Source organism: Streptococcus sp. oral taxon 431 (assembly GCF_001553685.1).
Classification (GTDB): Bacteria; Bacillota; Bacilli; order Lactobacillales; family Streptococcaceae; genus Streptococcus.
This window is the reverse complement of record NZ_CP014264.1, coordinates 240,002-265,451: the sequence shown is the minus strand read 5'-3', so window position 1 is coordinate 265,451 and position 25,450 is coordinate 240,002. Positions and strand designations below refer to the sequence as shown.

The window sequence follows — 25,450 nt, the reverse complement described above, 5'->3', positions numbered from 1 at the left end:
TTCTTATTTGTTTGTTAATAATTCTACAGCTGGACGGTCAACTGGAGCCCAGTTGAGAGTATCTAGTTCATCGGGAGCTAACCAAGTTGAATTTTGGTGTTCAAGCAACTCTAGATTCCCTGATATCAGCTTTGCATGATAGGTCTTCATGACAACTGTCCCAAAATCATAATCATATGAAGCTTCATTGATATAAGAAATAATTTCAATTTCAGAATTTAGCTCTTCTTTAATTTCACGGACTAAAGCTTGTTCAGGAGATTCTCCTATTTCTAATTTCCCACCCGGAAATTCCCAAAAACCTCCCAAACTTTTACCTTCAGGTCTTTGTGCACAAAATATTTTACCATCTCGTTCTATGGCTGCTGCAACAACATTTATTATTTTTTTTGACATAAGTTATCTCCGATAATTTTCCCTTTCTCTCCCCCTCACAACCAGCCTTCTTCTTCGGCAGTTTTGGCTGCTTCGGTTCGGTTGCTTGCGCCTAGTTTGGAGAGGATATTGGTCATGTAATTACGGACGGTGCCGTTTGAGAGGTAGAGCTTATCCGCAATTTCTTGGTTGGACAGCCCCTGTGCAACTCCATGCAAAACAGCGACTTCTTGCTCGGTCAAGGGATTGGGATGGGTCATCATGACTTCCATCAGCTCTGGAGAATATTCCTTGCGTCCCTCTAACACCGTATGCAGGGTTTGCATGAGTTCGGCGATGCTTCGCTCTTTCAAGACATAGGCGTCGACTCCTGCTTTGACCGCTCGTTCAAAATAACCTGGGCGTTTAAAGGTCGTAACGATGACCACCTTGGTTTCAGGCACTTCTTCTTTGATCCACTCAAGAGCTTCTAATCCCGTCTTGACTGGCATTTCGACGTCTAGGATGGCAATATCTACTGCTTCTTTCTCCAAAACCTCGATAGCCTCGGCTCCATTTTTCGCCTGCAAGACAGTCTCCACATCTGGTTGGAAACTTAAGAGCTGGCACATGGCGTCTCTAAGCATACTTTGATCTTCTGCGACTAATACTTTCATCTACTTTCTCTCCTTATAAGGCAGATGCACGCGCACCTCTGTGGGATCTTTCAAACTGATCAGCTCTACTTGACCTGAGAAGGCTGCTGCACGGTCACGGACTGTATGGAGTTCATTTCCTTTTACAGTTGCAAATCCTTTCCCGTCATCTCTAACTGTCAGGACCAATTCCTGATCTGTACGTTCCAGTTTTAGATAGGCTTTTTCAGCTCTGGCATGCTTGATGATATTGGTCGCCAATTCTAACAAAATCATAGCAGCTGTCGACTCCACATCTTGGGTCAAACTAGCCTTGTCCAATTGATTCTCAATTTGAACCTCAATGCCAGCAATTTCCAGCATCTTCTTAACAGTCTCAAGTTCTGAAGCTAGGGTCCGTGATTTCAGATTTTCCACGATAGTTCGCACTTCATTCATGGAATCCTTGCTGATCTGGTGGATTTCTTTTAATTCCTTTTCCACCTGTGGGTAAGCCTCCATCTGAAATAACTGCAAGGCTAAATCTGTCTTGACACTCAGCATAGCAAAAGTATGTCCCAGACTATCATGCAAATCCTGACCGATACGACTACGTTCATTTTCAGCAAGCAATAGATTTATCTGGGCATTTTGCTTAGCCTGAGCTTCTTTCAAATCCTCCACAATACGAATCCGAATCAAACCAAAAGTCATTAAATCTACAAAAGCAAGAATTACAAGTAGATAGAATAGAAACTCAACTTCGATTCTCTGAAAAATCAAAAGTTGGCCCACAACAAGGACTTGAGCAAGAAGAAAAGTCCAGACATGTAAAGACTTTAAACCACTTACGCTGAAATGATAACTTAAGAGATTGGATAGGAAAAAGAAAAACCAGATATAATTAACAGTAACAAAGGCAGTATTCCCAACTACATAAGTCAGCATGATCCCCCAGAAAAGCCAAGATAGGCGCTGGCTCTTAGTTGTTAAAATACCCAAATACGCCACTACAAATAGAATATCAATCAATAAATGCCAGGCAGAAAGCCACCCAGTCACTACAGGTAGGATGGGGAAAATCATAAAAATTAAACTGACCCAAAACATATAATGTATGCTTTTCAGTCTTTCAAGCATTAAGCATTCTCCTTATGACCTTGAAGGTAAATGGTCAAACCAAACAAAACAGCTGAAAAAATAAGTAGATAAACTGTGGCTGATAGATTGATGCCACCCTCATTTAAGAAGGTCTTGATCAATTCCATCAACTGATAGCTTGGTAGGCGCTTCCCGATTGCTTGCATCCAGTCTGGAAATAAAGAGACAGGCATCCAGAGTCCGCCTAAAACAGCCAAGCCAAAGTAAAGAAGATTGCCCACGACAGACATCAGCTGACTGGACGGCAAGAGAGTCAGGGTCAAGCCAAGTGCTACAAAGGCAACACTTCCTACTATCAGCAAGAACGCAGCCCCAATCCAGTTTCCAAGAGACATATCCACACCTCTTACAAAATGCCCAACTGAGAAAACAACCAGGATTGAGACCAAATAATCAACCATCATACTTGTTATCTTTGATAGATAATATTCTACCATATTTACAGGGCTATGACGTAATATTTTCTGCCAGTTGTTGATCTTGTCGGTATGTAAAACAACTGGGAATGAAAAGATAGCTGTCGACATCATGGAAAAAGCTGTCATGGAGATGAGATAGTCGCGCATAAAATTAGCCGGTCCACCTGGTGTTTCCTGGTACATGCCTGAAAAGAATAAATAGAAGGCTGTCGGCATCCCTACTGATAATAAATAATAGACTAGTTGTCGTTTGGTCAATAGAAATTCTATCTTGTTTAGTGCAATCCATCGTTTCATCTTAGTCATCTCCCTTCTGTGTTTCTTCAAAGATTGTATCTAGCAAACTACGATTATTGACTTCAATTTCTTGTATGCTACATCCTGCTTGAACTAATAGTTCCCAGAAAGAGTCTGCTTCGCGTGTGACTACTTGTAGGGCATCTTGTTTTTGTGACCAGTTTTCAACCAAGTTTGACTGTTCGATAACTTCTTTATATGCTAGAGGAAGGATAAAGTGCTTTTCAATCTCCTCACTACGCATGGCTAGAGGTGTTGTATCGCGAATCAACTCTCCCTTATTCAAGACCAAGATTCGGTCCGCTGTATGCTCTACCTCTTCGATGTAATGGGACGAATAGAGAATGGTGACTCCCTGCGCTTTTAGATCCTGAACAATTTCCCAAAAGCGTTGACGGGTTGAGGTATCCATGGCAGCAGTCGGCTCATCTAAAAAGACAAGCTTTGGTCGCCCAATCAAGGTCAAGACAAAAGAGAAGAGACGCTTTTGCCCACCTGACAATTTTTCTGCCAATTGCTCTTTTTGTTGCTGGTCAAACTGCAATAGTTGATCGATCTCCTGATTGCTCAAGGGATTTGGATAAATACTTTGAAAGAAAGCAATCAACTCTTTGACCTTTAATTTCTGAACGATGACATTTTCTTGAGGGAGATAGGATCTAGTGTAGTCTAACTGAGAACTCGTCACTGGCAAGCCTTGGATGGATACTTGACCGCTGGTGACCAGTTTATCTCCAAGCAAACAGTCCAAGAGTGTGGTCTTCCCAGCACCATTGGGACCAATCAAGGCGACGCATTCACCTTCAGCTACCTCAAAGGAAATATTCTTCAAAATAGCCTTGCCCTTGATGTTTTTATTTAGGCTTTCTACCTTAATCATGTTCATGATACTCTCCTTTCAGCCACTCCTTTCCCATCGGAAAGGCGATAAAAATCATAAATCCTAATCCCCAGGCACCGCGAATGGCTTGGTGAAGGAAGGCTTGATCAAACCACCCTGTAAACATTTCGACCAACCATACCACTAGTGACAGTCCAATAAAGAGATAGAGAATCGCTTTTTTCATTTTTCAAACTCCTTTTTCACATCTGAGACCAATTTCAAGCCTTCTCGGATCAACCAAGACATGATTCCAAAGCTTGCAAACAACTCCCAAGGAAAATGATAGAAGCTTTCATCCAATCCTGAGAACATGAGATAAGTCATGACTCCTGCTGCTACTAAACTCATTGCGACAATTACTTTATGTTTCATTTTTTCTTCCTCCATTTGATACATCTAGTATAATTCTTTGAAGGTAGAATCACTAGAAGCTTCTGTCATGAGGAGATATGACAAATGTCATTAAAAATGATGGAACAGAAATTACTAGATTGGATTGATTTTCTAGCGCCAATCAGCTACTGGGGCCAAAACTCATTGCAAACCAAAAAGATCGGGAATCTTTTCCCGACCTCTTTCGTTTTCTATTTCATTCTTATTCCACACTGAAAAGATATGGATACACGGGTTGTTGACCGTGGTGGATTTCTACTTCAACATCTTCGAATTCTTCTGCGATTTCTTGGGCGATTTGGTTAGCTAATTCTTCGCTTCCATCTTCACCGATATAGAAGGTTACGATTTCACTGTCTTCATCCAACATATGTTTCAAGGTTTCAGTCAGAGTTTGGTGCATATCAGGGTTTGATACGAGGATCTTACCATCTACCATACCTAGATTGTCATTTTCATGGATTTCCAAACCATCGATAGTCGTGTCACGAACGGCTGTTGTTACACTACCGCTGACAACATCGCCAAGAGCTGCAGTCATGCGTTCTTTATTTTCTTCGATAGACTTACTTGGATCGAAGGCAAGAAGACTAGTCAATCCTTGAGGAAGAGTACGTGCTTCTACCACTACTGCTGGTTGTTCCAATACCTCTGCAGCAGATTGTGCTGCCATAAAGATATTTTTGTTGTTTGGCAAGAAGATGATGTTGCGAGCATTCACTTGCTCTACAGCCTTGATAAAGTCTTCTGTCGAAGGGTTCATGGTTTGTCCACCTTCGATAACATAGTCCACACCTTGAGCACGGAAAATGTCTGCCAAGCCTTGTCCAGCTACTACTGCGATAAGGGCGTATTCTTTTTCTTCAGCTGGTTTGCTGACTTGAGCTGCTTCTTTTTCCACTTGTGCTTCGTGTTGGTTACGCATGTTATCGACTTTAACCTTAACCAAGCTACCATATTTAAGACCTTCTTGCATAACAAGACCTGGATCTTCTGTATGGACGTGAACTTTAACGATTTCATCGTCGTTAACAACGAGTAATGAATCCCCAAGTTCGTTCAAGTAGTTACGGAATTCTTCGTAGTCAAACTCTTTAGCATAAGTTGGGCCTTGTTTAAGAGCAACCATGATCTCCGTACAGTAACCAAAGGTGATGTCTTCTGTTGCCACATGTCCAGCTACAGACTTGTGGTGTTCAGCATTGATCATTTCACTCATATTCGCTGGAGTCGCTACAAAGTCTTCAGACGCACTATATTCACCAGTAAGAGCTGAAAGGAATCCTTCATAGATGAAGACCAAACCTTGACCACCTGAGTCCACAACACCAACTTCCTTCAAGACTGGAAGCATGTCTGGAGTCTTAGCAAGGGCTGTTTTAGCTCCTTCCAAGGCTGCACGCATAACCTCAATAGCATCGTCTGTCTGCTCGGCTTTTTTCTTAGCACCGATGGCAGCACCACGTGATACAGTCAAGATTGTTCCTTCAACTGGCTTCATAACAGCCTTGTAGGCTACTTCAACACCAGATTGGAAGGCAAGAGCTAGGTCTTTTCCTGTTAACTCTTCTTTGGTTTTGATGGCTTGTGAGAATCCGCGGAAAAGCTGAGAAGTGATAACTCCTGAGTTCCCACGCGCACCCATCAACAGACCTTTAGCCAAGATACTTGCAGCCTCACCAACTGTTGAAGCTGGTTTGTCTGCTACTTCTTTAGCACCATTTTCGATAGTCATTCCCATGTTTGTTCCTGTATCTCCATCTGGAACTGGGAAGACGTTCAATGAGTTGACATATTCGGCTTGCTTGTTCAAACGAGTAGATGCAGCCTGTACCATTTCTTGAAATAAGCTTGTAGTAATATTTGACACGATTATTCTCCTACAACTTTGATATTTTGAATATAGACATTCACAGTTTGAGCAGTGATGCCAAGTTGGTTTTCCAAACTAAAGCGTACACGCTCTTGGATGTTTTTTGAGACTTCACTAATCTTAGTTCCGTAGCTCAACACGGTATATACATCAACTGCAATGCTACCATCTTCGGCCGCTTTTACAACGACACCTTTAGAATAATTTTCCTTCCCAAGAAGGGCTTGGAAATTATCTTTGAGGGCTTTCTTACTTGCCATACCGACCACACCAAAAATCTCAGTTGCTGCACCACCTACAACGGTAGCAATCACTTCATCTGTTAGTTCGATTTGACCATCTTTTGTATTAATTTTTACAGTCATTTTTTCTACCTCAACTAGTTGATACTCTATTTTATCATATTTCAAGCCAAGTGTAAAAGCAGAATACTGTATCGGCGGATATTTGCTCCTTTGACGAGACTTTTTGAGCTTAGAGCAAAAGAAAAAGACCTGATGGCCTTTTACTCTTTATTAAACGCGTTCTACTTTACCTGATTTCAAAGCACGAGCTGAAGCCCAAACTTTTTTAGGTTTACCATCGATAAGTACAGTAACTTTTTGAAGGTTTGGTTTTACGGCACGTTTTGTTTGGTTCATCGCGTGTGAACGGTTGTTTCCTGATACAGTCTTACGACCTGTAAAGTAACATACTTTAGCCATTTGTGTTTTCCTCCTATTAGATCTAATATAGCGGATGTGCTAGCACCACATACTGTACTATGTTATCACACTTTCTCTTTTTTGGCAAGGGTATTGGAAGATTTTTTTATTTAACGTAAACAACTCCTAGTTTCCCAAAAGCTACATCTCCACGGATAATCAAAGTTTTGCTGGTTGGGGCTACAGGGGCATCTGCCTTGGCTGCTCCACAAAAAGTCTCTACCTTTAGATCTACTCTCCAGTGTTGAGGCACGTAGATAACTGCATTCCCAAAACCGACTTCGATATTCAGAGTAGCAAAATCACCTAACATCTCTGCATTGTCATAATAGATTTTGGCATTCCCAAATCCGACTTCAAACTCGTCTTCTACCAATTCTTGGTCTTGCTTGTAAAATGTACCCGCCCCAAAAGCGACTTCCTTGTCTGTCAGAATGGTCTTTTCACCGTCATACCACCATTTTTTTCCATTCCAAGTTCTGTTAGAATGAGTGAGTGCGCTGACACCCATTACGATTAAAATACTTGCCCAGAACAATGACTGATTGGGAATCGGTAAAATGTCATAAAAATGATTAGCAATCATGAGGGCCACTAGGGCTGTAAAAGTGGCTGATGTCAGATGACGACGAAGCAAAGCTTCAATTGATTGATAGGCAAAAAATCCAATACCAATCAAAGGCCAGATATGCCCTCCCAGAGAAGGGATTCCAAAATTCCCCTGTAACAACACTAAAGCTGCCAATACTAGCAACACAATACCAAATGCTTTCTTTTTCATGTTCTTACCTCATGTTTCTTAGATTTTCTTTTAGGAGGGATTGGTAGTGCCGTGACACGTGCACCTCCTTGTGGGTCTGATAAAAGGAAATAGTGCCTGTCCCTGAAAAGGACTTGTCAACCGAGTAAACTTGCCGAATATTAGCAATGGTCGACTTGGATACCCGACTGAAATAGCGGGGGAGAATGGACTCCAACTCATAAAGCTTGAGTCGAACCTCATAGGCTTCTTTCTGGGTATGAGCGTAAATCTTGCTACCTTCCGTCTCAAAAAAGAGAATTTCTGACAAGTCTAAGTAGTACTCACCCGTCCCCTTGTAAAAAATCAACCTAGGAGCCTTGGTTTCTTGCAAGAGTCGTTGCAAGTCAGCTATTTCATCTGTCAGGGCTGCAGCCTTGATGACAATCTCTGTCTCAGTTAATTCACTATCAATCTCGATTCGTAACTTCATCCTATCTCCTTTCTGCATCTACTATACCAAAGGCCAGAAGACTTTACAAGGGCAAAAAAGCAAGTGGTCACTTTTGACCCGTAAGTGGTTACGAGGCCTAGCCCACTTGCTTTGCTTTTTAGAAAATAAAGAAAAGAATTCCCCAGAGGAGGCCACAGGCGTAGCCAACTAAAACATCCTTGGGATAATGAACACCACCTAAAACCCGCACAAAGCCGAGAAGAGCTGATAAGACCAACAAAACCAACCCCACAGGCAGATTTGCATGCAGGCAAGCCATGGAAATAATGGTTGCTGAAAAGACGTGGCGACTAGGCATTGAATTCCCAGAGCTGTCCTTGTCTAATAGTGGGACAATTCCCCAAGTTTCATAAGGACGCGGTTGATTGATCCACTTACGAACTAGCGTCAATAGGACAAAGCCAAAAGCTGGCACCAAGATATAAGTATATAAGGCTTGTCCCATGCCCTTACTTATAAAGTTTGTTCCCAACAAGGCCATGTAGGCTACTGGCATTAGGACTGTCATCATGCGATTAAAAACTCGCATCAATTGTAATAGCTGTGGATGACGAAGGAGACTTGATTTCCTTTTATCGTACCACTCTTGATAGTTTTTCATATCTATTTCTCATACTTTTCTAGGACCTGCTGGACTGTTTTCCCCTTGGCAAGCCAGTCCACTAATTTGTCCAGACGGCGGATTTCCTGTAATCGCAATCCGTTTAGGTACATAAGACGGTGCCTGTCGAAAAAAATCTCCGTAGGTAAGGTCCCTATTCAGACAAGCAAGGATGGCACTCACTTCATAACCTGTCAGCCAACTGGTCACTTGGTGAACGGACTCTGCCCTTCCACCCTTTCTCTCAACCTTTGCAATCAAGGCTGGATAGACAGTTGAAAATTTCATATTGTATAATTTATGACTCATACTTTCCTCTTTCTATTATACCAGTATAAAGAAGAAAAAGAAGGCCGTCAAGCCTTCTTTGGTTTTATTCTTCTACTTCATCTTCTGTAAATTGACTATTGTAGAGGTCAGCATAGAAACCACCTTGAGCCATAAGCTCTTCATGATTGCCTTGCTCGATGATGTTTCCGTCCTTCATGACCAGAATCAAGTCAGCATTGCGGATCGTTGACAAGCGGTGGGCAATAACAAAGGATGTGCGTCCCTCCATCAAACGGTCCATGGCTTTCTGAATCAACTCCTCTGTACGTGTATCGACTGAAGAGGTCGCTTCGTCCAGAATCAAGAGTGGAGAATCTTTGAGAAGGGCACGAGCGATGGTCAAGAGCTGTTTCTGCCCGACTGACAAGGTCACTGTATCATCCAAAACAGTATCGTAGCCATCTGGTAAGGTTGTGATAAAGTGGTGGATTCCTACTGCTTTGGCTGCTTCAATCACGCGCTCTTCACTAATCCCAGTTTGATTATAAATGAGATTGTCTCGAATAGTTCCTTCAAAGAGCCAGGTATCCTGCAAGACCATTGAAAAGGCATCATGCACTTCCGAGCGTTTCATATTCTTGGTATCCACACCATCGATGCGAATGCTTCCCTTATCAATCTCATAAAATTTCATCAAGAGATTGACTATGGTAGTTTTCCCAGCTCCAGTCGGCCCAACAATAGCAACCTTTTGCCCTGCATGAGCTGTCGCTGAAAAGTCGTGAATGATCGTTTTTTCAGGAGTATAGCCAAAGGCAACTCTGTCAAAGACCACTTGACCCTTCATGTCGGTTAATTGTCTTTCCTTATGAGACTCGTCTTCCATCTCAGCTTCTCCTAGAAACTCAAAGACACGGGTCATAGCTGCACTAGCCTGTTGTAAGCTGGTAATCCCTTGTGCAATCTGTGATAAGGGTTGCGAGAAGGTTCGAACATAAACCATGAAGGCTACAATAATCCCGATACTGATATACCCTTCAAGAGCCAAGGCAGCACCGACGATAATGACTAGAACATAACTAAAGTTGCCTACAAAGACCATGGCAGGCATCATAATTCCAGAGATAAACTGAGATTTCCAGATGCTATCATGTAGATTCTGATTCAAACCTGCAAATGTATCTTTTGTTGGTTCAACAGCATTATAGCTGGTCACCACATTGTGGCCAGAGTACATTTCTTCCACATAGCCATTTACAGCTGCTAGGCTATTTTGTTGAGCTTTAAAGTAGCCCTGCGACTTGGCCATAATTACGGAAACCGCCGCAAATCCAACAAGGGTTGAAACAACGGTTACCAGTGCCAAAATCCAGTTCATACCAAACATAGTAATCAAAACAGCAATCAGTAAAAAGCCAGCTGAAAGAACTGTCCCAAGGCTTTGGTTAAGAGACTGAGCTGCTGTATCAACGTCATTAGTCACACGAGAAAGGGTGTCCCCTTGAGAATGACGGTCAAAATAAGCAAGTGGCAAGCGATTGATTTTCTCAGCAATAGCTGTCCGCAAACGTTTTGAGAAATGTTGGATACTAGTTGAAAAAATGTAAGCTTGCGTATAGTTCAGGATAATCCCAAGCACATAGAGGATAACCAAAAAGCTAGCAATACTTGAGACAGCCTCTAGGTCAATCTCTGTCATTAACCCATCTGAAATCAAATTGGTAATTTCTTTGATCTTAGTCGGTCCATAAACCGTGATAATACTTGAACAGATAGCCGCCACAACTGCGACTAGTAGAGGAAGTTGGAGACCTGCTAGAAAAGGTCTACACTGTTTCCATAAGGACATTTTCTTATTTTCCATGTTCCAATTCCTCCTTCGATAGTTGTGAATAGGCAATTTCTTGGTAAACTTCATTGTTTGCAAGAAGTTCCTTGTGGGTGCCTTGTCCCACGACTTTACCTTGATCCAAGACTAAGATCAGGTCTGCATCCATAATGGTTGAAATGCGTTGGGCAACGATTAACTTGGTCATGGATTGTGTTTTTTCAGCTAATACTTGACGCAAGATACGGTCTGTCTTGTAGTCCAAGGCTGAGAATGAATCATCAAAAATGAGAATCTCTGGTTTACGAGCCAAGGCGCGTGCAATGGCCAGACGTTGTCTCTGTCCACCTGAGAAATTAGTCCCGCCTTGAGCTACTTCTGAAGCTATACCTGCTTCCTTATCTTCTATAAAATTTTTAGATTGAGCCAATTCCAGAGCTTGCCACATGGCCGTCTCACTTAGTGGCGTTTCTTGACTCTTACCAAAGTCGAGATTGCCCTTAACATCTCCAGAAAAGAGCACAGCTTTTTGAGGGATATAGCCAACTTTATTACGCAAATCTTCTAAGTCATAATTCTGAACATTGACGCCGTCTACTAGGATTTCTCCATCTGAAACATCGTAAAAACGTGGCAAGAGGTTAACAAGTGTCGATTTACCAGAACCAGTTGAACCAATAAAAGCAATGGTTTGCCCTGCTTCTGCCTTGAAGCTGACATGCTCCACAACTGCTTCTGAGTTGTTAGAGTAGCGGAAGGTTACGTCGCGGTATTCTACTTGACCAATTACAGAAGAGTTTGCTGTCTGTGGGTGACTAGGATTTTCAATAGTGGAATGAAGGTCCAAGACTTGATTGATACGACCTGCAGAAACCAAGGTACGAGGAAGAACGATAAAGAGAGCACCCATGAGTAAGAAGCCCATTACCACTTGCATAGCATAGGACATGAAGACCACCATATCGCTAAAGAGTGGTAGACGCTCTGTCAAGCTAGCGTCGTTGATAAGATAAGCACCAATCCAGTAAATGGCAAGGACCAAGCCGCTAGAAATCGCCATCATAATAGGATTCATAATAGCCATTAAGCGACTGACAAAGAGATTGATTCGTGTGACTTCATCATTGGATTCTTCGAATTTCTTATCTTGGTATTCCTCAGCATTGTAAGCACGAACAACCCGAATCCCAGTCAAACTTTCACGGGTGATACTATTGAGTTTATCTGTCAATTTTTGGATGACAGATTGTTTAGGAAAGGCCAGAGTCATGAGAACAGTTGTCATCAGAACATTGACGATAACGGCCACCACTACTGCCCAGATCCAGTATTCTGACTTGCCAAGGATTTTCCCAATAGCCCAAAGCGCCATGATTGGTCCGCGAGTGACTACCTGAAGTCCCATGGTAAAGAGCATCTGAATCTGCGTGATATCATTAGTTGTCCGAGTCAATAGACTGGGAATTGAAAAACGTTTAATTTCTGTCTGGGAGTAATCCAAAACACGATTAAAAATATCGCTTCGTAGATGAGCCGTATAGGATGCTGCAACTCGAGCGGCAAAAAATCCAACTGTTACAGATGATAGGAAGGCTAAGAATGACAAACCCATCATCTTAGTTGCTGGCGACCAAAGGTCTCCCAACTCCGTACCTGGCGTTCCGAGTAATTCTGTTATTTTTGAAACGTAAGTCGGTACTTCTAACTCTAGATAGACCGAGCAACAGGTAAAGAGAACAGTTATTAGAATCATGCCCCACTCTTTTCCTGTGATACGCTTAGCGAGTTTCTTCATTCTTACCTCCTATTTTTTCTACATTTGCTTGTAGTTGGCCCATGACTTCTTCAAAAATAGCGAGATTCTCTTCGGAAATGCCATCAAGCAAACTACGGTTCATTCGATCAAAGAATGATTTGATTTGTTTCATCTGAGAGCGTGATTTTTCCGTCAAGTGAACAAATTTCGCCCGTTTATCACTTGGACTCACCTCCAGCTCTACCAAACCATTTTGCACCATACGCTTGACCAAATTACTAGCAACTGACTTGGTAATATTGAATTCTTGTTCAATATCCTTGATGAGTGTTAATTCTTGTTCATGCTCACGACGATCTAAAAAACGAATGACCTGCCCTTGCGGACCACCCATAAATTCAATACCACAACGCTTTGCTTCCTTTTGCACCATCAGATGTAACTGGCGACCAAAACGTTTAAAGACCAACATCGGTTTATCCATGCTATCTCCCTTCTAAATAAAAATAGTTCTCTTGAGAACAATTAAGTTCTCATGAGAACTATTTTATCATTTTCAGAAAAGATGTCAAGAAAAAAGTTTCTATGAGAACTATCTCGGTATAAATTGACATCAGCTCTTATTTTATCTATAATAAACACTATCTCACACGAACACAAATCCAGTTTACTAGAAATGAGTCATTCACAAATGAAGCAAAAAGAACAGAAAATCTTAGGAATCCTTGCCATCATCTTTGGAACCCTGGCCCTTCTTGGTTCTTGGATACCTATTGTAAACATCCTATCATTTTTCCTTGCCATTGCCTCTTTGATTTTAGGAATTTTTGGCATTGTCCTCAATCTCAGAAACCGTAAAACATTGGCTATTATTGGAACAACCTTAGGTGTTATTTCCATTGTCATTGTTTTGATAATTCAAGTTCTATCTACTAATATCTTTACTGACCTTGCCAGAACCTTTAGTCACCCCTATAGAAACATCACTTTTTCAACTAATGCTGGGGAGTATGATGAACTTCCTGATAGTAGTACAGCTGAGGAAGATGACGAAGAGGATACCGAATTCTTCACTTGGAGTCAGGAACAGTTCGATGCCTTGATAGAAGGGGACACTTCTGATAGCGGGAAGGGAGGTAGCAACTACAAAGATATTATCAGGAAACACGGAATCCCAGATTCAGAAACAGATTCAATTATGGGAGACTATGAAATAAAAAGAATCACCTATCTCTCCATCAGTTCAGATCCTAAGACAGTTGTGCTCACGTTCGTAAAACAAGAAAATGGCCAGTTTCTTCTGATCCGTAAATTCGCCATCGGACTAGATCGCAAAGAACAATCTGATTCTGGAGTGAAAGTTTAACATAACTAAAAAGGTACTGGGAATAGCAATCGGTAGACCAAGTCTCGATTTCTAAACCCCAGCACCAGGATATTTCCACAATCCATTGGATTATGGACAATTATAGATTACTAATAACGTTTTGAGCAAAAGAAATTTTTGTCTCTTTCCTGCCCCTTTTATCATCACAGGATAAACAAACCCCTTGAAAACACTGAATTTTCAAAGGGGTTATTTTTATTCTTAGAATCCATCTACGTTTGTGTAGATTTTTTGTACGTCTTCGTCGTCTTCAAGGACTCCGTAGAGTTTTTCAAATGTTTCCAAATCTTCACCTGACAACTCAACTTCTGATTGAGGAATCATTTCCAATTCAGTTACTTGGAATTCTTCAATACCAGATTCACGCAAAGCAACAATAGCCTTGTGAAGGTCAGTTGGTGCAGTGTAAACAGTGATTGTTCCTTCTTCTGCTTCTACATCGTCTACATCGACATCTGCTTCAAGCAAGAGTTCAAAGATAGCGTCAGCATCTTCACCTGCAAAGACGATAACACCCTTGTTGTCAAAGAGGTAAGATACAGAACCTGAAGCTCCCATGTTTCCACCGTTTTTACCAAAGGCAGCACGCACGTTGGCAGCTGTACGGTTAACGTTTGAAGTCAAAGTATCAACGATCAACATAGAACCATTTGGTCCGAATCCTTCGTAACGTCCTTCTGTAAAGGTTTCGTCTGTATTTCCTTTTGCCTTATCGATTGCTTTATCAATAACGTGCTTTGGAACTTGTGCTTGTTTAGCACGGTCGATAACGAATTTCAAAGCAGTGTTTAGTTCTGGATCTGGCTCACCTTTTTTAGCTGCTACATAGATTTCTACACCAAATTTTGCATATACTTTAGAGTTAGCTCCATCTTTAGCCGTTTTCTTGGCTACGATATTGGCCCATTTACGTCCCATTAGGAATCTCCTTTTTTTACATTTTAATCTTTCTTATTATAACACAAGTCTAGCTGATTTTCACTAGAGGAAATGGATTTTCTTTTGTAAAGCAAGCTAGGATTTCCCGCCGGCTGCCAAGATTTTCTTGCCTTCTTTGATCCATGGATGTTTGGAAAGTGAGAAGTAAAGTTGAGCAGTCATAACTAGCCAGAGAAGGGGCTCACATAGAATCACACCTGTATAGCCTGTCCAAGGAATAATCCAAGCCACAAACACGATTTTCCCAAATAACTCGATAAAGCTAGATACGAGAGGTAGGAACTTTTGACCTAGCCCTTGTAAGCTATTCCTATAGATCAATAAAAGACTCAAAAATGGATAGAATACAGAACTGATGCGTAGGTATAAAGTCCCATTTTCAATCAAGTAGCCGTCTGTCGAACTTGCCAGGAAAGAAACCAGAGAAGGACTTGCAAAAAATAGGAAAATACAGGCAAAGCTCGCCCAAGCCATACTGATATAACTCCCTAGTCGAAGACCGTGAACAATACGTTCTGGACGTTTTGCCCCAAAGTTTTGAGAGATAAATGTGGTCATAGAGGCTGAAATAGCCGTCATTGGCAATAAGGCAAAGGCCATGATTCGGCGTGCTGCCGTCTGAGCGCTGATAATGACTGCTCCAAAACTATTGACAGAGGATTGCAAAATAACACTTCCGACAGAGACGATTGAACCCATCAAGCCCATGGCTAGCCCCTGCTCCAAAAGATCAATATAGAGAGCCTTATTCCATCTGAAATCTTTCCACCTAGGAAGGAGCTCTGGAACACTCTTTCGGATATAGAGATAACAAAGGATAGCTGACAAGCCCTGGGAGATAATGGTTGCAAGACCAGCAGATTGAACACCTAACTGCAGTTGTGTAATAAAATATAAATCTAGAATGACATTAACAATGGCTGAAAAGATAAGAAAAGCAAGTGCTGCAAGGCTGTCACCAATCGAGCGTAGTAATCCTGCAAAGAGATTATAAGCAAAGCTAACTCCCACACAGCTGACAATCATGGAGATGTATTCATAAGACTGGGGGAGAATCTCTGTAGGAGTTTCCAGATATTGGAGAAGTGGATAGAGGCCGACAAATCCTATCGCCATAACAATCACACTTAAAAGGGCTCCTAAGATCCAAGTGGCTGCGACAGCTTCTTTAATCTTCGAAAAGTTACGGGCTCCATAATAGCGGGCAATCACCACTCCCATTCCATTGCCAACTCCGAGAGCAAAACCGATAATTAAGTCAAAGATAGCCGTTGTTGCCCCAACAGCCGCCAAGGAGTCTGGCCCTAGAAAACGTCCAACAATCAAAATATCAGCCGTATTATAAAGTTGCTGAAAGATATTGGACAGTAAAATCGGTAATGCAAAACTAATTAGCGCGGGAAGGATGGGACCATGAATCAGGTCCACCGTTGATTTTTTATTCATAAGGCTTATTATATCAGCTTTCTAGTAGGGGAACAAGAGAGTTTGGATAAGAAAGCGTTGCCTATATACAGACAATCTGGTATAATCATGACAGAAAAGGAGGTTAGGTATGACCTTAACCAGCCAGTTAATTACAGATGTATTCCCAGATCTTGAAAAAGTTGACCAATTAAACAAGGAAGCCTTTCCTGAAGAAGAAAGGGTACCTTTGGAAGAATTTTTACGTTACCAAGATAGGGATGACGCTCACTTTTTCGCTTTTTATAACGAGGAAGAATTTGTTGGCTTCGCTTTTGCTATTGCCAATCAAAAAGCATTCTACATCAGCTTTTTTGCCATTATGCCCCATCTCCGCAGTCATGGCTACGGGAGAGAAATTATTGACAAACTCATTGATTTTTACCAGCGCACCATGATTCTTGAAGTGGAGCGTTTGGACGAAGACTGCGATAACCTCGAACAGCGAAAAGCTCGCATGGAATTCTATAAACAAAACGGCTTCAAAACAGCCAATGCTTTTTTGGAGTACGAAGGTCTTAGTTTTGAGATTCTATATCGTGGTGACCATTTTGATGAAGAAGCCTACCGTGATATCTTTCAAAAATTACAAGAAGAAAATTATTTTGACTTCCACATCGAGTACCGTCGCTTTAGTGAACACTAGTCTGGATGGCAACCTTGAGTCTCCATTAAAGATTTGTAATTTTCTCTGTAACCAATATACAATCACCTGCACTACAGGTGATTTTTTGTGATTCCGAAATAAGATGAAAACTTGGAAAAAATTATCACCGCATATCACAAATAAGAGGCTAGGACTTTTGTCCCAGCCTCTTATTTGTCTTTGGATTGTCGAGCAAGACGCAGTGGTTGAGTGGGCTCTACTACGCTGATTTCATCAGCTTTTACAGCCCTACTCAACTTTGCGGAGGTGGGACGACGAAATCGAATTCTAACGAATTACCGATTTCTGTCCCACTCTCTTATCATGATTTGTCTCATAAAGATGCACTAAGTTTACGCTTCTGTTCCTGCTTCAGGCATAATAACCCATAGAATGATATAAGCGAGCACTCCTGAACCACCTAACAAAGTGAAGAGGATCCAAAGTGCACGAACCAATGTTTGGTCCATATCTAAGTAGTCAGCAAGACCTGCACAAACACCAGCAATTTTTTTATCTTGAACATTACGAACTAAACGTTTTTCCATAATAATCTCCTTATACTAATTTTTCTTTTGATTTATTTTATCATCAAATCAAATCTTTTTCAATAGTCTTTCTACTTTTTATCAGAAGATGCTAGTTTTAGCAAACCATATACTCTCATTGTTTCAGTTCTTTATACTCTTCGAAAATCAAATTCAAACCACGTCAGCTTCGCCTTGTCGTATATATGGTTACTGACTTCGTCAGTTTCATCTACAACCTCAAAGCAGTGCTTTGAGCAACCTGCGGATCGCTTCCTAGTTTGCTCTTTGATTTTCATTGAGTATTAGTCCACGATAACAGAAAAAGTGGGGATTCCTCCACCACTTTTACTTTTTAATCTTCAATTTCGATTTCAAGATCATCGCCAAGGTCAAGAGTCACTTCTTGATTAGCTACTTCTGATTCCACAGGTGCAACTTTTTCATCGGCCACTGCATCATCTTCAATCAAGCCAAACTTGACACGAACTTGGTGGTCAATCTCGTCAAAGATTTCTGGGTGATCCGCCAAGTATTTCTTAGCATTTTCAGAACCTTGTCCGATTTTTTCGTCTTTATAAGAGTACCATGCTCCTGCTTTCTTGATGATGTCAAGATCACTTGCAATCTTCAAAAGCTCACCAGTTCTTGAAATCCCTTCACCATACATGATTTCAACAAAGGCTTCTTTAAATGGTGGAGCCACCTTGTTTTTAACAACCTTAATCTTGGTTTCCTTACCTACGCTCGTATCTTTTTGGTCACCAGTTCCCTTGATTTGTGTGCTTCCACGAACATCCAAACGGACAGAAGCGTAAAATTTAAGGGCACGTCCACCAGGAGTTGTTTCTGGATTACCAAACATAACCCCTACTTTTTCACGCAATTGGTTGATGAAGATAGCAATTGTCTTTGTCTTGTTAATAGAAGCCCCGAGTTTACGCATAGCCTGGCTCATCATACGAGCTTGAAGACCAACGTGGCTATCTCCGATATCCCCATCGATTTCCGCACGAGGCACAAGAGCTGCAACTGAGTCGATAACAACAAGGTCAACCGCACCTGAGTCAATCAATTTCCCAGCAATTTCAAGACCTTGCTCCCCTGAGTCTGGTTGTGACAAGAGCAATTCATCGATATTAACTCCAAGCGCTGCTGCATAGGCTGGATCAAGAGCGTGCTCTGCATCGATAAAGGCAGCAATTCCGCCTTCTTTTTGGGCTTGCGCTACCGCATGAAGGGCTACTGTTGTCTTACCTGATGACTCTGGTCCGTAGATTTCAATGATACGTCCCTTTGGATAACCACCTGATCCAAGAGCAATATCCAGAGCCAAAGATCCTGAACTCATCACTTGGACTTTTTGCTCTGCACGTTCACCCAAGCGCATGATTGATCCCTTACCAAAGTCTTTTTCAATTAATTTAAGGGCATCATTCAAAGCTTTTTCACGATCAGCACCAAATTTTTTGCCAATTTCGTCTAATTTTTTTGTTGGTTTTTTCGCCATTTTGTTCTCCTATATTCTAATAGTCCTAAGACCTTCTTCTATTATAACAAATCTCCAGCACTTAATAAAGCTTTGCGAACTAGGTTAAAGGCATGTAGGACTGCAATTTCTCGCACATCTGCTCTACTTCTACCTGCGATATTTGCCTGGATAACTTCTGTACCCGAAGCTTGTGCCAAAGCGATAAAGACTGTACCTGCTGGATGTCCTTCTAGGCTGTCTGGTCCAGCCACTCCTGTCAAACTAATTCCAAAATCTGACTGGGTTTTGATGCGCGCCTGTTCAGCCATTTTTTCAGCAGTAAAAGCCGATACAACTCCATATTTTTCCAATTCAGCCTGTGGAATATCAAGCATTTTTGCTTTTTCTTCAAGGCTATAAGTCACAAAACCACCTTTAAAAATAGCAGATACACCTGAAAATTCTGCCAAAGTAGCTTGAAAAAGACCTGCAGTCAAGCTTTCTGCTGCAGTGATGGTTTTCTTTTGCTTTTTCAACTCTTCTACTACCAGGCTAGCCAAGCTGGTTTCTTCCCCATAGCCATAGCAAATTTCTCGAAGTAAAACACCCTCAAAGGTTTCTCTTTCAAGGATTTTTTGTTCTAGAGCATCTAGAACACGATCCGCTTCTTCTTGACTCTTAGCCTTGGTCGATAAGCGAAGGGTCACTTCCCCAGTTTTAGCATAAGGTGCTAAGGTTGGATCTGTCTGCTGGTCAATTAAATCTGATAGAATGGTTACTAACTGGCTCTCGCCAATCCCAAAGAAACGCAGCACACGTGAATAGAGTTTAGAGCCCGTTGTCAATCTCGGAAGCAGCTCATTTAAGACCATAGGTTTCAATTCACTTGGAGGTCCTGGTAGAACGACGTAGGTTACCCCAGCCACTTCAATCATGCCACCTACTGCTAGCCCTGTTTCGTTTGGTAATGGAGTTGAACCTTGAACGATTTGAGCCTGGCGTTCATTATTTGGAGTTCGAGCATAGTCTGGTCGGTGAGCAAAAAAGTCATCCAGCTTAGCCTGAGCCTGAGGATCAAAAGTCAAGTCACGTCCTAAAAATTGGGCTAAAGTTTGCTTGGTCAAATCATCTTCCGTTGGCCCCAAGCCACCTGTTAAAATAACTAGACTACTGCGATTCTGAGCAATTTCTAACAAGGATAAGAGACGAGCCTCATTATCTCCTACGGCCGTCTGAAAATAGACATCTACACCGATTTCAGCCAACTTTTCAGACAAGAATTGCGCATTTGTATTGACAATCTGACCTGTCAAAATCTCTGTTCCAACAGCTATAATTTCTGCTTTCATTTTTTCCTCCTACTTACCTATTCGGATTTCTTTGAAAAAATCGCAGGATAATTCCTACGATTTGATGAATAGTTTCCTATTATTCTAATTCTTCTACTGCAACACTAGTAGATTGAGGCAACTGACCCTGACCATAAAGATTCTCATACAAGACTACATTAGTCTCCAAATTCGTAACCTCTGGTTGCCCGAGCGAACGGCGTAAAAGATTTTGCATCTCTAACATATGCTCAGATGTCACGATTTGGTAAGATGTCCCTTGAAGCATTGCATCCTCTCCACGCAATTGTTGAGACTCAATATTTTTAAATGAATCTTGATAACCCATCAACTGAGGAATCGTTGTCGTTGTAATTTCGATATTTGTCTGCATATTATCGCTAAGAGCCTTCAGAATCTCTTGATAGTGACTCACACTATTCAAACTAAGAATCTTCTCGACAACTTTTTGAATCACTTCACGCTGACGTTTTTGACGACCATAGTCTCCTTCTGGATCCTGATAACGCATACGTGAATAAACAAGGGCTTCTTCACCATTTAGCTTCTGTTCGCCAACACCGATAGAAATCGTATTAAATGGTTCCTGATCTTGGATAGAGATTGGGAAACCTAGAGTATTGTTCACTGTAATACCACCCACAGCATCAACCATTCTTTGAAGTCCATGCATATTGACCATCACATAGCGGTCGATATGGATATTCATCATTTTTTGAATCGTTGAAATAGATAACTCTGCTCCACCATTGGCATAGGCGGCATTGAGTTTAGCCTCTATTACACTACCATCTGGTTGCTGGATTTGTGTGAGAATATCACGCTCCAAACTCATCATGACTGTCTTCTTAGTTTTAGGATTCACTGTGACCAAAATCATCGAATCACTATTACCCGCCCATGGATCTGTACGTTCAACATTCCCTGTGTCCACGCCCATAAGCAAAATCGTCAGAGGTTCGGTCGCTTCAATGACCTTGGTTTCTTCACCGATTTTTTTATAGGTTTTAGCCAAAGTCTGTGTACTCTGTTGGTAGATTGTATAGGCATAAGCTCCCACACCAAGTACTGTCACAAGAACAAAGCCTAAAAACATTCCGATTATCTTTTTTGCCATACTTTTATTCATCTATCAGTTGACCCATCAGGTAAACATCTAGAAACTCTCCTCCTTCTATACAAGCGCCACGTTCCTGTAATCCTTCTATGATAAAACCCATTTTTTCATATAGATGCACCGCAGCAAGATTTCTTTTTTGAACTGTCAATTGTAGACGTCGAATACTACCACTTGATTTGGCCCATTCAATAGCTTCTTCCATCAGGACACTACCGAGACCATTTCCCCAGTAAGCTTTTTTTATTCCTAAAAAGACATCTCCAATATGACGGACTCGCGGACGTTGATCAGCTGTTATATTGATGATTCCTACTAACTCATCATTCAAAAAAGCGAGTAGGGTAATTTGATTATCCGACTGGGCCTGCTTATCCAAAAAATGTTGCATCTCAGACCCACTCATTGCAATCCCATTTTCATCCAGACTGGTAAAATTAGACTCTTGACCAATCTGATCCAAGAGAGCAATGACTTCTGAAGCATCCTGGGTTTCCGCTTCACGGATTAAAAGATCATACTCCATCCGTCAATCCTTTCAAAAGTTCTGTTGCCCTTTGACCGTGGGTATGAAAGACAACTTCACGGCCCTCATCTTTTTTTAGGATTTCTAACTCCAGATAATCTGAAGGGAGATCCTCACCCAATAGATGTCCCCACTCAATAACCGTTACACCTGATCCAAAAAGAAATTCGTCCAAGTCGATAGAATCTGCATCCCCTTCGATACGATAAACATCCAAGTGATACAGGGGTAGACGTCCTTCATATTCTCGAACAATGGTATAGGTAGGACTCTTAATCATTTGATGAATGTCCAATCCTTTAGCTAGACCTTTTGTTAGTGTTGTTTTCCCAGCACCTAATTCACCAGTCAAAATCAATACATCATTTTTTTCTAACAAGTGCCCTAGCTTTTCCCCAAGTGCAATCAACTCATCTTCATTTTTTGTGTACATGTACTTATTATACCAAAAAGTTTTATTTTGTGATATTTCCATCAACAAAAAAAGAGGAGACTCCCCTCTTTTTTTAGTTTTTGTCATTAGTTAAGAGCCATACTGATGTAGTTCAAGATAAACAAGGCATCCAAAATCCAAATCATGACATGTACATCTTTCACTTGACCTTTGACAACCTTCGTCAAAGTATAAGTTAAGAAACCAACGGCAATCCCTTGTGTAATTGAGTAGCTGAATCCCATAAAGATAGATGTGAAGAAAGCTGGAACAGCTTCAGCCATATCATCCCAAGGAATGTTTTTCAAGTTAGAGAGCATCATGATTCCGACAATAATCAAAATTGGTGCTGTCGCTGCTGAAGGTACAATAGCAAGAAGTGGGCTAAAGAAGCTAGATAGGGCGAAACAGATAGCAACAACTAGAGCTGTCAAACCTGTACGTCCACCAGCACCAATACCTGCTGCTGATTCGATATAAGTCGTAACGTTTGAAGTACCTGCAATGGCACCTACTGAAGTTGCAACCAAATCAGAGTAAAGAGCTTTATCCAATTTAACTGATTCGTGGTTTTCACCACTTGTCGCAATGATACCAACTTTTTCACCAGTACCGATAAGAGTACCGATAGTATCAAAAATATCTGTCAATGAGAAGGCAAGAATGGCCATCAAGGTTTCTGGCAAACGAGAAGTGTTTGAAATCAGAGATCCCAATCCTTCTGAACCAAGAGCAGCACCAAACAAAGTTCCTAGATCGTTAACTGCTGATGAAAGATTGTTGCTTGCAAAGTCAATGCTAGACAAATCAACAAGACCAACAGCAATCGCAAGAACTGTCGTTGTCAAAATAGAAAGGATGATACCGCCTTTGATCCCCTTAACAACGAAGAAGATAGTAATGGCAAGACCTGCAAGAGCTACCAAGACAGCTGGAGTGTTGAAGTCTACCAATCCTGGAACAGCTGCTGAGTTTGCAGTAAGTGCTGCTTGAGCCTTATCTGCTCCTTCACCTGCTACTGTATAAGTACCCGGGTCAATCGAGAATTTCAAGAGACCAGCATTCTTAATCCCAACATAAGCAAGGAAAACCCCAATACCAGCTGAAATCGCTGAACGAAGAGTTGTAGGAATAGACTCAATGATCATTTTACGAACATTGGTCAATGTAATAATCAATGAAATAATCCCACAAATGAAGACCATCCCAAGCGCTTCTTGCCATTTATAACCCATCCCAAATACGACGGTAAATGTGAAGAAGGCATTGAGTCCCATACCTGGAGCTTGCGCATATGGTAAGTTAGCATAGAAGGCCATCATCAAAGTCCCCACAACAGAACCGATGATTGTTGCCAAGAACACACCTTGAACAGGCATTCCTGTTTGTGAAAGCATTTGAGGGTTTACAAAGAGAATATAACTCATTGCAAAGAAAGTTGTTAAACCAGCAAGCACCTCTGTACGAACATCTGTCCCGTGCTCTTTTAGTTTAAATAGTTTGTCCATTTTTAATCTCCTTTGTCATTTTACGAACAATACTACCATTATATCATCAATCATTCATCTTTTCAAGATGTTTTTTCTAGTTTTAAAAATTCTTATGAGATATTATACTCTTTATTTTCGCTTATTATCAGCTTTTCTAGTCACTTTCTGATATAATAGAAAACATCTTATCTGAAACTAGATTCGGGAGGATTTTATGACTAAAAAAATGATTGCCGTCGATTTGGACGGAACCTTGCTCAACTCTGAAAGCAAACTTTCTGATTTTACTATTGAAACGATTAAGAAAATCTCTAAAAAAGGCCACCAAGTTGTTATCGCAACTGGTCGCCCTTATCGTATGGCTAAAGATTTTTATGATCAGCTTGAACTTGAAACGCCTATGATTAACTTCAATGGTTCGCTCACTCACCTGCCTGGTAAGGTTTGGGAGCATGAAAAATGCCTGACTGTTGATAAAAAATATCTCTTAGATATGGTTCAACGAAAAGAGAAAATCGAGGCAGACTTTATCGCTGGTGAATACCGTAAAAAGTTTTACATTACGGCTCCAGACAAAGAGATTGCCGACCCTAGGTTGTTTGGTGTTGAAAACTTCAGACCTGAAAATCAATTTAATTCCGAACTTGTCACCAAGAATCCTAACTGCATTTTATTGCAGACTCGTGCAAGTGACAAATATGCACTAGCTGAAGAGATGAACAGCTTCTACAAGCACCAACTCAATATTAACACTTGGGGTGGCCCTTTGAACATTCTCGAATGTACTCCCAAAGGAGTTCACAAGGCCTTTGCCCTCGAATATCTTCTCAAGGTCATGAATATAGACAAACAGAATTTGATTGCCTTTGGTGACGAACATAATGACCAAGAAATGCTTTCTTTTGCAAGTAAAGGCTATGCCATGAAAAACGCAAATCCTGCTCTGTTACCTTTCGCAGACGAGCAATTACCATTGACCAATGAAGAAGATGGCGTCGCTCACTTTTTACAGGAACGATTTCTTTAATTTCACTCATTCTATACTTTTGGGGTAGGCATTAGCTACCTTAAGAGTATGGAATTTTTTTGAGCTCAAAGTCAATAAAAAAAGGATTTGAATCCGTCTTTTACAGATCCAAATCCCAACAAATGATGTCTATTTCTTTAAAACGATACGATCTGAAGCCTCACGGTCCATGTCATCGATAATAATCTGGTTCTCTTCTGCCACATAAATCTTGATATCGTCTCCAATAAAGACTCTCTGATTTTCTGGTTCAAAGGTCACCTTCTTCACCTCTTGATCTCCGTTCGCTTCAACTTCTGTCCACGTTCCGGTATTTCCAGTGACTACAAGAGTAATGCTATCACCCTCGTCTTGTCCCTTGTAGGTCCCATCTATATTAGTAGTTGTGTCAGTCTTTGCACTAGTAGTAGAACTAGAAGTACTGGTTTCTGATACTTGACTAGTGCTCACTTCAGAGCTAGGACTTGCTTGGGATGACGGCGCCGACTTCGTTGTTGGCGAACAAGCAACTAAGAGACTAAGACTTGCCACAGTAGCAAGAGAAAGTGTAAATTTTTTTAGTGACATAATGTCTCCTTTCTTTCAGGAGCTAAAGGCAGAAAAACTGCAGAACTATTCTACTTATACTATATCAAATAAAGGAAACA

At 41.2% G+C, this 25,450-nt stretch carries 29 protein-coding genes and 1 pseudogene; 3 read left to right on the top strand and 27 right to left on the bottom strand.

The genetic code is table 11. The annotated features are described in order from the left end of the window. Window positions 1–3: 3 nt before the first annotated feature. The 17 genes and pseudogenes from AXE83_RS01385 to AXE83_RS01305 form a co-directional block, all read right to left on the bottom strand. Window positions 4–396: a (deoxy)nucleoside triphosphate pyrophosphohydrolase gene (locus AXE83_RS01385; protein WP_060955143.1), complete on the bottom strand. Its 393-nt coding sequence runs from the start codon at window positions 394–396 to the stop codon at window positions 4–6. Window positions 397–431: 35 nt separating this feature from the next. Further along, a complete protein-coding gene (locus AXE83_RS01380) occupies window positions 432–1,031 on the bottom strand; it encodes a response regulator transcription factor (protein WP_060955142.1) in 600 nt (199 codons plus the stop codon). Then, the gene (locus AXE83_RS01375; protein WP_060955141.1) at window positions 1,032–2,129 is read right to left on the bottom strand and encodes a sensor histidine kinase; all 1,098 of its coding nucleotides are present in this window, start codon (window positions 2,127–2,129) and stop codon (window positions 1,032–1,034) included. It abuts the gene before it with no gap. Continuing rightward, window positions 2,129–2,866, bottom strand: coding sequence for an ABC transporter permease (locus AXE83_RS01370; RefSeq protein WP_060955140.1), 738 nt, complete (start codon window positions 2,864–2,866; stop codon window positions 2,129–2,131). The genes AXE83_RS01375 and AXE83_RS01370 overlap by 1 nt, the downstream gene beginning before the upstream one ends. A 1-nt stretch (window position 2,867) precedes the next feature. After that, window positions 2,868–3,752: an ABC transporter ATP-binding protein gene (locus AXE83_RS01365; protein WP_060955139.1), complete on the bottom strand. Its 885-nt coding sequence runs from the start codon at window positions 3,750–3,752 to the stop codon at window positions 2,868–2,870. Beyond that, entirely contained in the window at window positions 3,739–3,933 is a 195-nt protein-coding gene (locus AXE83_RS01360) for a hypothetical protein (RefSeq protein WP_006154913.1), read from the bottom strand. Before AXE83_RS01360 ends, AXE83_RS01365 begins: the two co-directional genes overlap by 14 nt. Beyond that, a complete protein-coding gene (locus AXE83_RS01355) occupies window positions 3,930–4,136 on the bottom strand; it encodes a hypothetical protein (protein ID WP_060956347.1) in 207 nt (68 codons plus the stop codon). Before AXE83_RS01355 ends, AXE83_RS01360 begins: the two co-directional genes overlap by 4 nt. A 208-nt stretch (window positions 4,137–4,344) precedes the next feature. Beyond that, window positions 4,345–6,012: a DAK2 domain-containing protein gene (locus AXE83_RS01350; RefSeq protein ID WP_060955138.1), complete on the bottom strand. Its 1,668-nt coding sequence runs from the start codon at window positions 6,010–6,012 to the stop codon at window positions 4,345–4,347. Between the two features lie 2 nt (window positions 6,013–6,014). Continuing rightward, window positions 6,015–6,380, bottom strand: a complete 366-nt coding sequence (locus tag AXE83_RS01345) for an Asp23/Gls24 family envelope stress response protein (RefSeq protein WP_000216431.1) — start codon at window positions 6,378–6,380, stop codon at window positions 6,015–6,017. Between the two features lie 150 nt (window positions 6,381–6,530). Then, entirely contained in the window at window positions 6,531–6,719 is a 189-nt protein-coding gene (gene rpmB, locus AXE83_RS01340; RefSeq protein ID WP_001140948.1) for a 50S ribosomal protein L28, read from the bottom strand. A gap of 106 nt (window positions 6,720–6,825) precedes the next feature. Further along, the gene (locus AXE83_RS01335; RefSeq protein ID WP_060955137.1) at window positions 6,826–7,500 is read right to left on the bottom strand and encodes a LiaF transmembrane domain-containing protein; all 675 of its coding nucleotides are present in this window, start codon (window positions 7,498–7,500) and stop codon (window positions 6,826–6,828) included. A gap of 4 nt (window positions 7,501–7,504) precedes the next feature. Then, on the bottom strand, window positions 7,505–7,951 hold the full coding sequence (locus AXE83_RS01330) for a LytTR family DNA-binding domain-containing protein (RefSeq protein ID WP_000776599.1): 447 nt from the start codon (window positions 7,949–7,951) through the stop codon (window positions 7,505–7,507). Between the two features lie 118 nt (window positions 7,952–8,069). Continuing rightward, window positions 8,070–8,573, bottom strand: coding sequence for a phosphatase PAP2 family protein (locus AXE83_RS01325; protein WP_060955136.1), 504 nt, complete (start codon window positions 8,571–8,573; stop codon window positions 8,070–8,072). Window positions 8,574–8,575: 2 nt separating this feature from the next. Next, a pseudogene (locus tag AXE83_RS01320) lies at window positions 8,576–8,882 on the bottom strand (DUF2200 family protein). A 64-nt stretch (window positions 8,883–8,946) separates the two neighbouring features. Next, on the bottom strand, window positions 8,947–10,707 hold the full coding sequence (locus AXE83_RS01315; protein ID WP_060955135.1) for an ABC transporter ATP-binding protein: 1,761 nt from the start codon (window positions 10,705–10,707) through the stop codon (window positions 8,947–8,949). Further along, window positions 10,697–12,466: an ABC transporter ATP-binding protein gene (locus tag AXE83_RS01310; RefSeq protein ID WP_060955134.1), complete on the bottom strand. Its 1,770-nt coding sequence runs from the start codon at window positions 12,464–12,466 to the stop codon at window positions 10,697–10,699. The genes AXE83_RS01315 and AXE83_RS01310 overlap by 11 nt, the downstream gene beginning before the upstream one ends. Then, window positions 12,450–12,911: a MarR family winged helix-turn-helix transcriptional regulator gene (locus AXE83_RS01305; protein WP_060955133.1), complete on the bottom strand. Its 462-nt coding sequence runs from the start codon at window positions 12,909–12,911 to the stop codon at window positions 12,450–12,452. Before AXE83_RS01305 ends, AXE83_RS01310 begins: the two co-directional genes overlap by 17 nt. A gap of 207 nt (window positions 12,912–13,118) precedes the next feature. Between AXE83_RS01305 and AXE83_RS01300 the strand changes: the two genes are divergently transcribed. Continuing rightward, entirely contained in the window at window positions 13,119–13,793 is a 675-nt protein-coding gene (locus tag AXE83_RS01300) for a hypothetical protein (protein ID WP_060955132.1), read from the top strand. A 222-nt stretch (window positions 13,794–14,015) separates the two neighbouring features. On the opposite strand, the gene AXE83_RS01295 is transcribed toward AXE83_RS01300, so the two are convergent. Both AXE83_RS01295 and AXE83_RS01290 read right to left on the bottom strand, forming a co-directional pair. Next, window positions 14,016–14,732 carry a YebC/PmpR family DNA-binding transcriptional regulator gene (locus AXE83_RS01295; protein WP_045762594.1) on the bottom strand — a complete coding sequence of 239 codons (717 nt, stop codon included), beginning with the start codon at window positions 14,730–14,732 and terminating at the stop codon, window positions 14,016–14,018. A gap of 96 nt (window positions 14,733–14,828) precedes the next feature. Then, entirely contained in the window at window positions 14,829–16,199 is a 1,371-nt protein-coding gene (locus AXE83_RS01290; protein ID WP_060955131.1) for an MATE family efflux transporter, read from the bottom strand. 109 nt (window positions 16,200–16,308) lie between these two features. On the opposite strand from AXE83_RS01290, the gene AXE83_RS01285 reads away from it, so the two are divergent. After that, the gene (locus AXE83_RS01285; RefSeq protein WP_060955130.1) at window positions 16,309–16,863 is read left to right on the top strand and encodes a GNAT family N-acetyltransferase; all 555 of its coding nucleotides are present in this window, start codon (window positions 16,309–16,311) and stop codon (window positions 16,861–16,863) included. Between the two features lie 353 nt (window positions 16,864–17,216). Here AXE83_RS01285 and AXE83_RS01280 read toward each other — a convergent pair whose 3' ends face one another. The 7 genes from AXE83_RS01280 to AXE83_RS01245 all read right to left on the bottom strand — a co-directional run bounded on the left by AXE83_RS01280 (window position 17,217) and on the right by AXE83_RS01245 (window position 23,794). Continuing rightward, window positions 17,217–17,411 carry a PspC domain-containing protein gene (locus tag AXE83_RS01280; protein WP_060955129.1) on the bottom strand — a complete coding sequence of 65 codons (195 nt, stop codon included), beginning with the start codon at window positions 17,409–17,411 and terminating at the stop codon, window positions 17,217–17,219. Between the two features lie 334 nt (window positions 17,412–17,745). Continuing rightward, window positions 17,746–18,900 carry a recombinase RecA gene (gene recA, locus AXE83_RS01270; protein ID WP_049502853.1) on the bottom strand — a complete coding sequence of 385 codons (1,155 nt, stop codon included), beginning with the start codon at window positions 18,898–18,900 and terminating at the stop codon, window positions 17,746–17,748. Between the two features lie 41 nt (window positions 18,901–18,941). Continuing rightward, the gene (locus tag AXE83_RS01265) at window positions 18,942–20,210 is read right to left on the bottom strand and encodes a competence/damage-inducible protein A (protein ID WP_060955127.1); all 1,269 of its coding nucleotides are present in this window, start codon (window positions 20,208–20,210) and stop codon (window positions 18,942–18,944) included. 79 nt (window positions 20,211–20,289) lie between these two features. Further along, entirely contained in the window at window positions 20,290–21,327 is a 1,038-nt protein-coding gene (gene lytR, locus AXE83_RS01260; protein ID WP_049502894.1) for a glycopolymer--peptidoglycan transferase LytR, read from the bottom strand. A gap of 4 nt (window positions 21,328–21,331) precedes the next feature. Further along, entirely contained in the window at window positions 21,332–21,853 is a 522-nt protein-coding gene (locus AXE83_RS01255; protein WP_060955126.1) for a GNAT family N-acetyltransferase, read from the bottom strand. Beyond that, window positions 21,843–22,286 carry a tRNA (adenosine(37)-N6)-threonylcarbamoyltransferase complex ATPase subunit type 1 TsaE gene (gene tsaE, locus AXE83_RS01250; protein ID WP_060956346.1) on the bottom strand — a complete coding sequence of 148 codons (444 nt, stop codon included), beginning with the start codon at window positions 22,284–22,286 and terminating at the stop codon, window positions 21,843–21,845. Before tsaE ends, AXE83_RS01255 begins: the two co-directional genes overlap by 11 nt. A gap of 86 nt (window positions 22,287–22,372) precedes the next feature. Further along, window positions 22,373–23,794 carry an NCS2 family permease gene (locus tag AXE83_RS01245; protein ID WP_060955125.1) on the bottom strand — a complete coding sequence of 474 codons (1,422 nt, stop codon included), beginning with the start codon at window positions 23,792–23,794 and terminating at the stop codon, window positions 22,373–22,375. 196 nt (window positions 23,795–23,990) lie between these two features. On the opposite strand from AXE83_RS01245, the gene AXE83_RS01240 reads away from it, so the two are divergent. Next, window positions 23,991–24,803, top strand: a complete 813-nt coding sequence (locus AXE83_RS01240) for a Cof-type HAD-IIB family hydrolase (protein WP_060955124.1) — start codon at window positions 23,991–23,993, stop codon at window positions 24,801–24,803. A 129-nt stretch (window positions 24,804–24,932) separates the two neighbouring features. Here the strand turns inward: AXE83_RS01240 and AXE83_RS01235 are convergent, their stop codons facing one another. Next, window positions 24,933–25,370 (bottom strand): SP_0198 family lipoprotein, encoded by a 438-nt coding sequence (locus AXE83_RS01235; RefSeq protein WP_060955123.1) that lies wholly within the window; start codon window positions 25,368–25,370, stop codon window positions 24,933–24,935. Window positions 25,371–25,450: the final 80 nt, after the last annotated feature.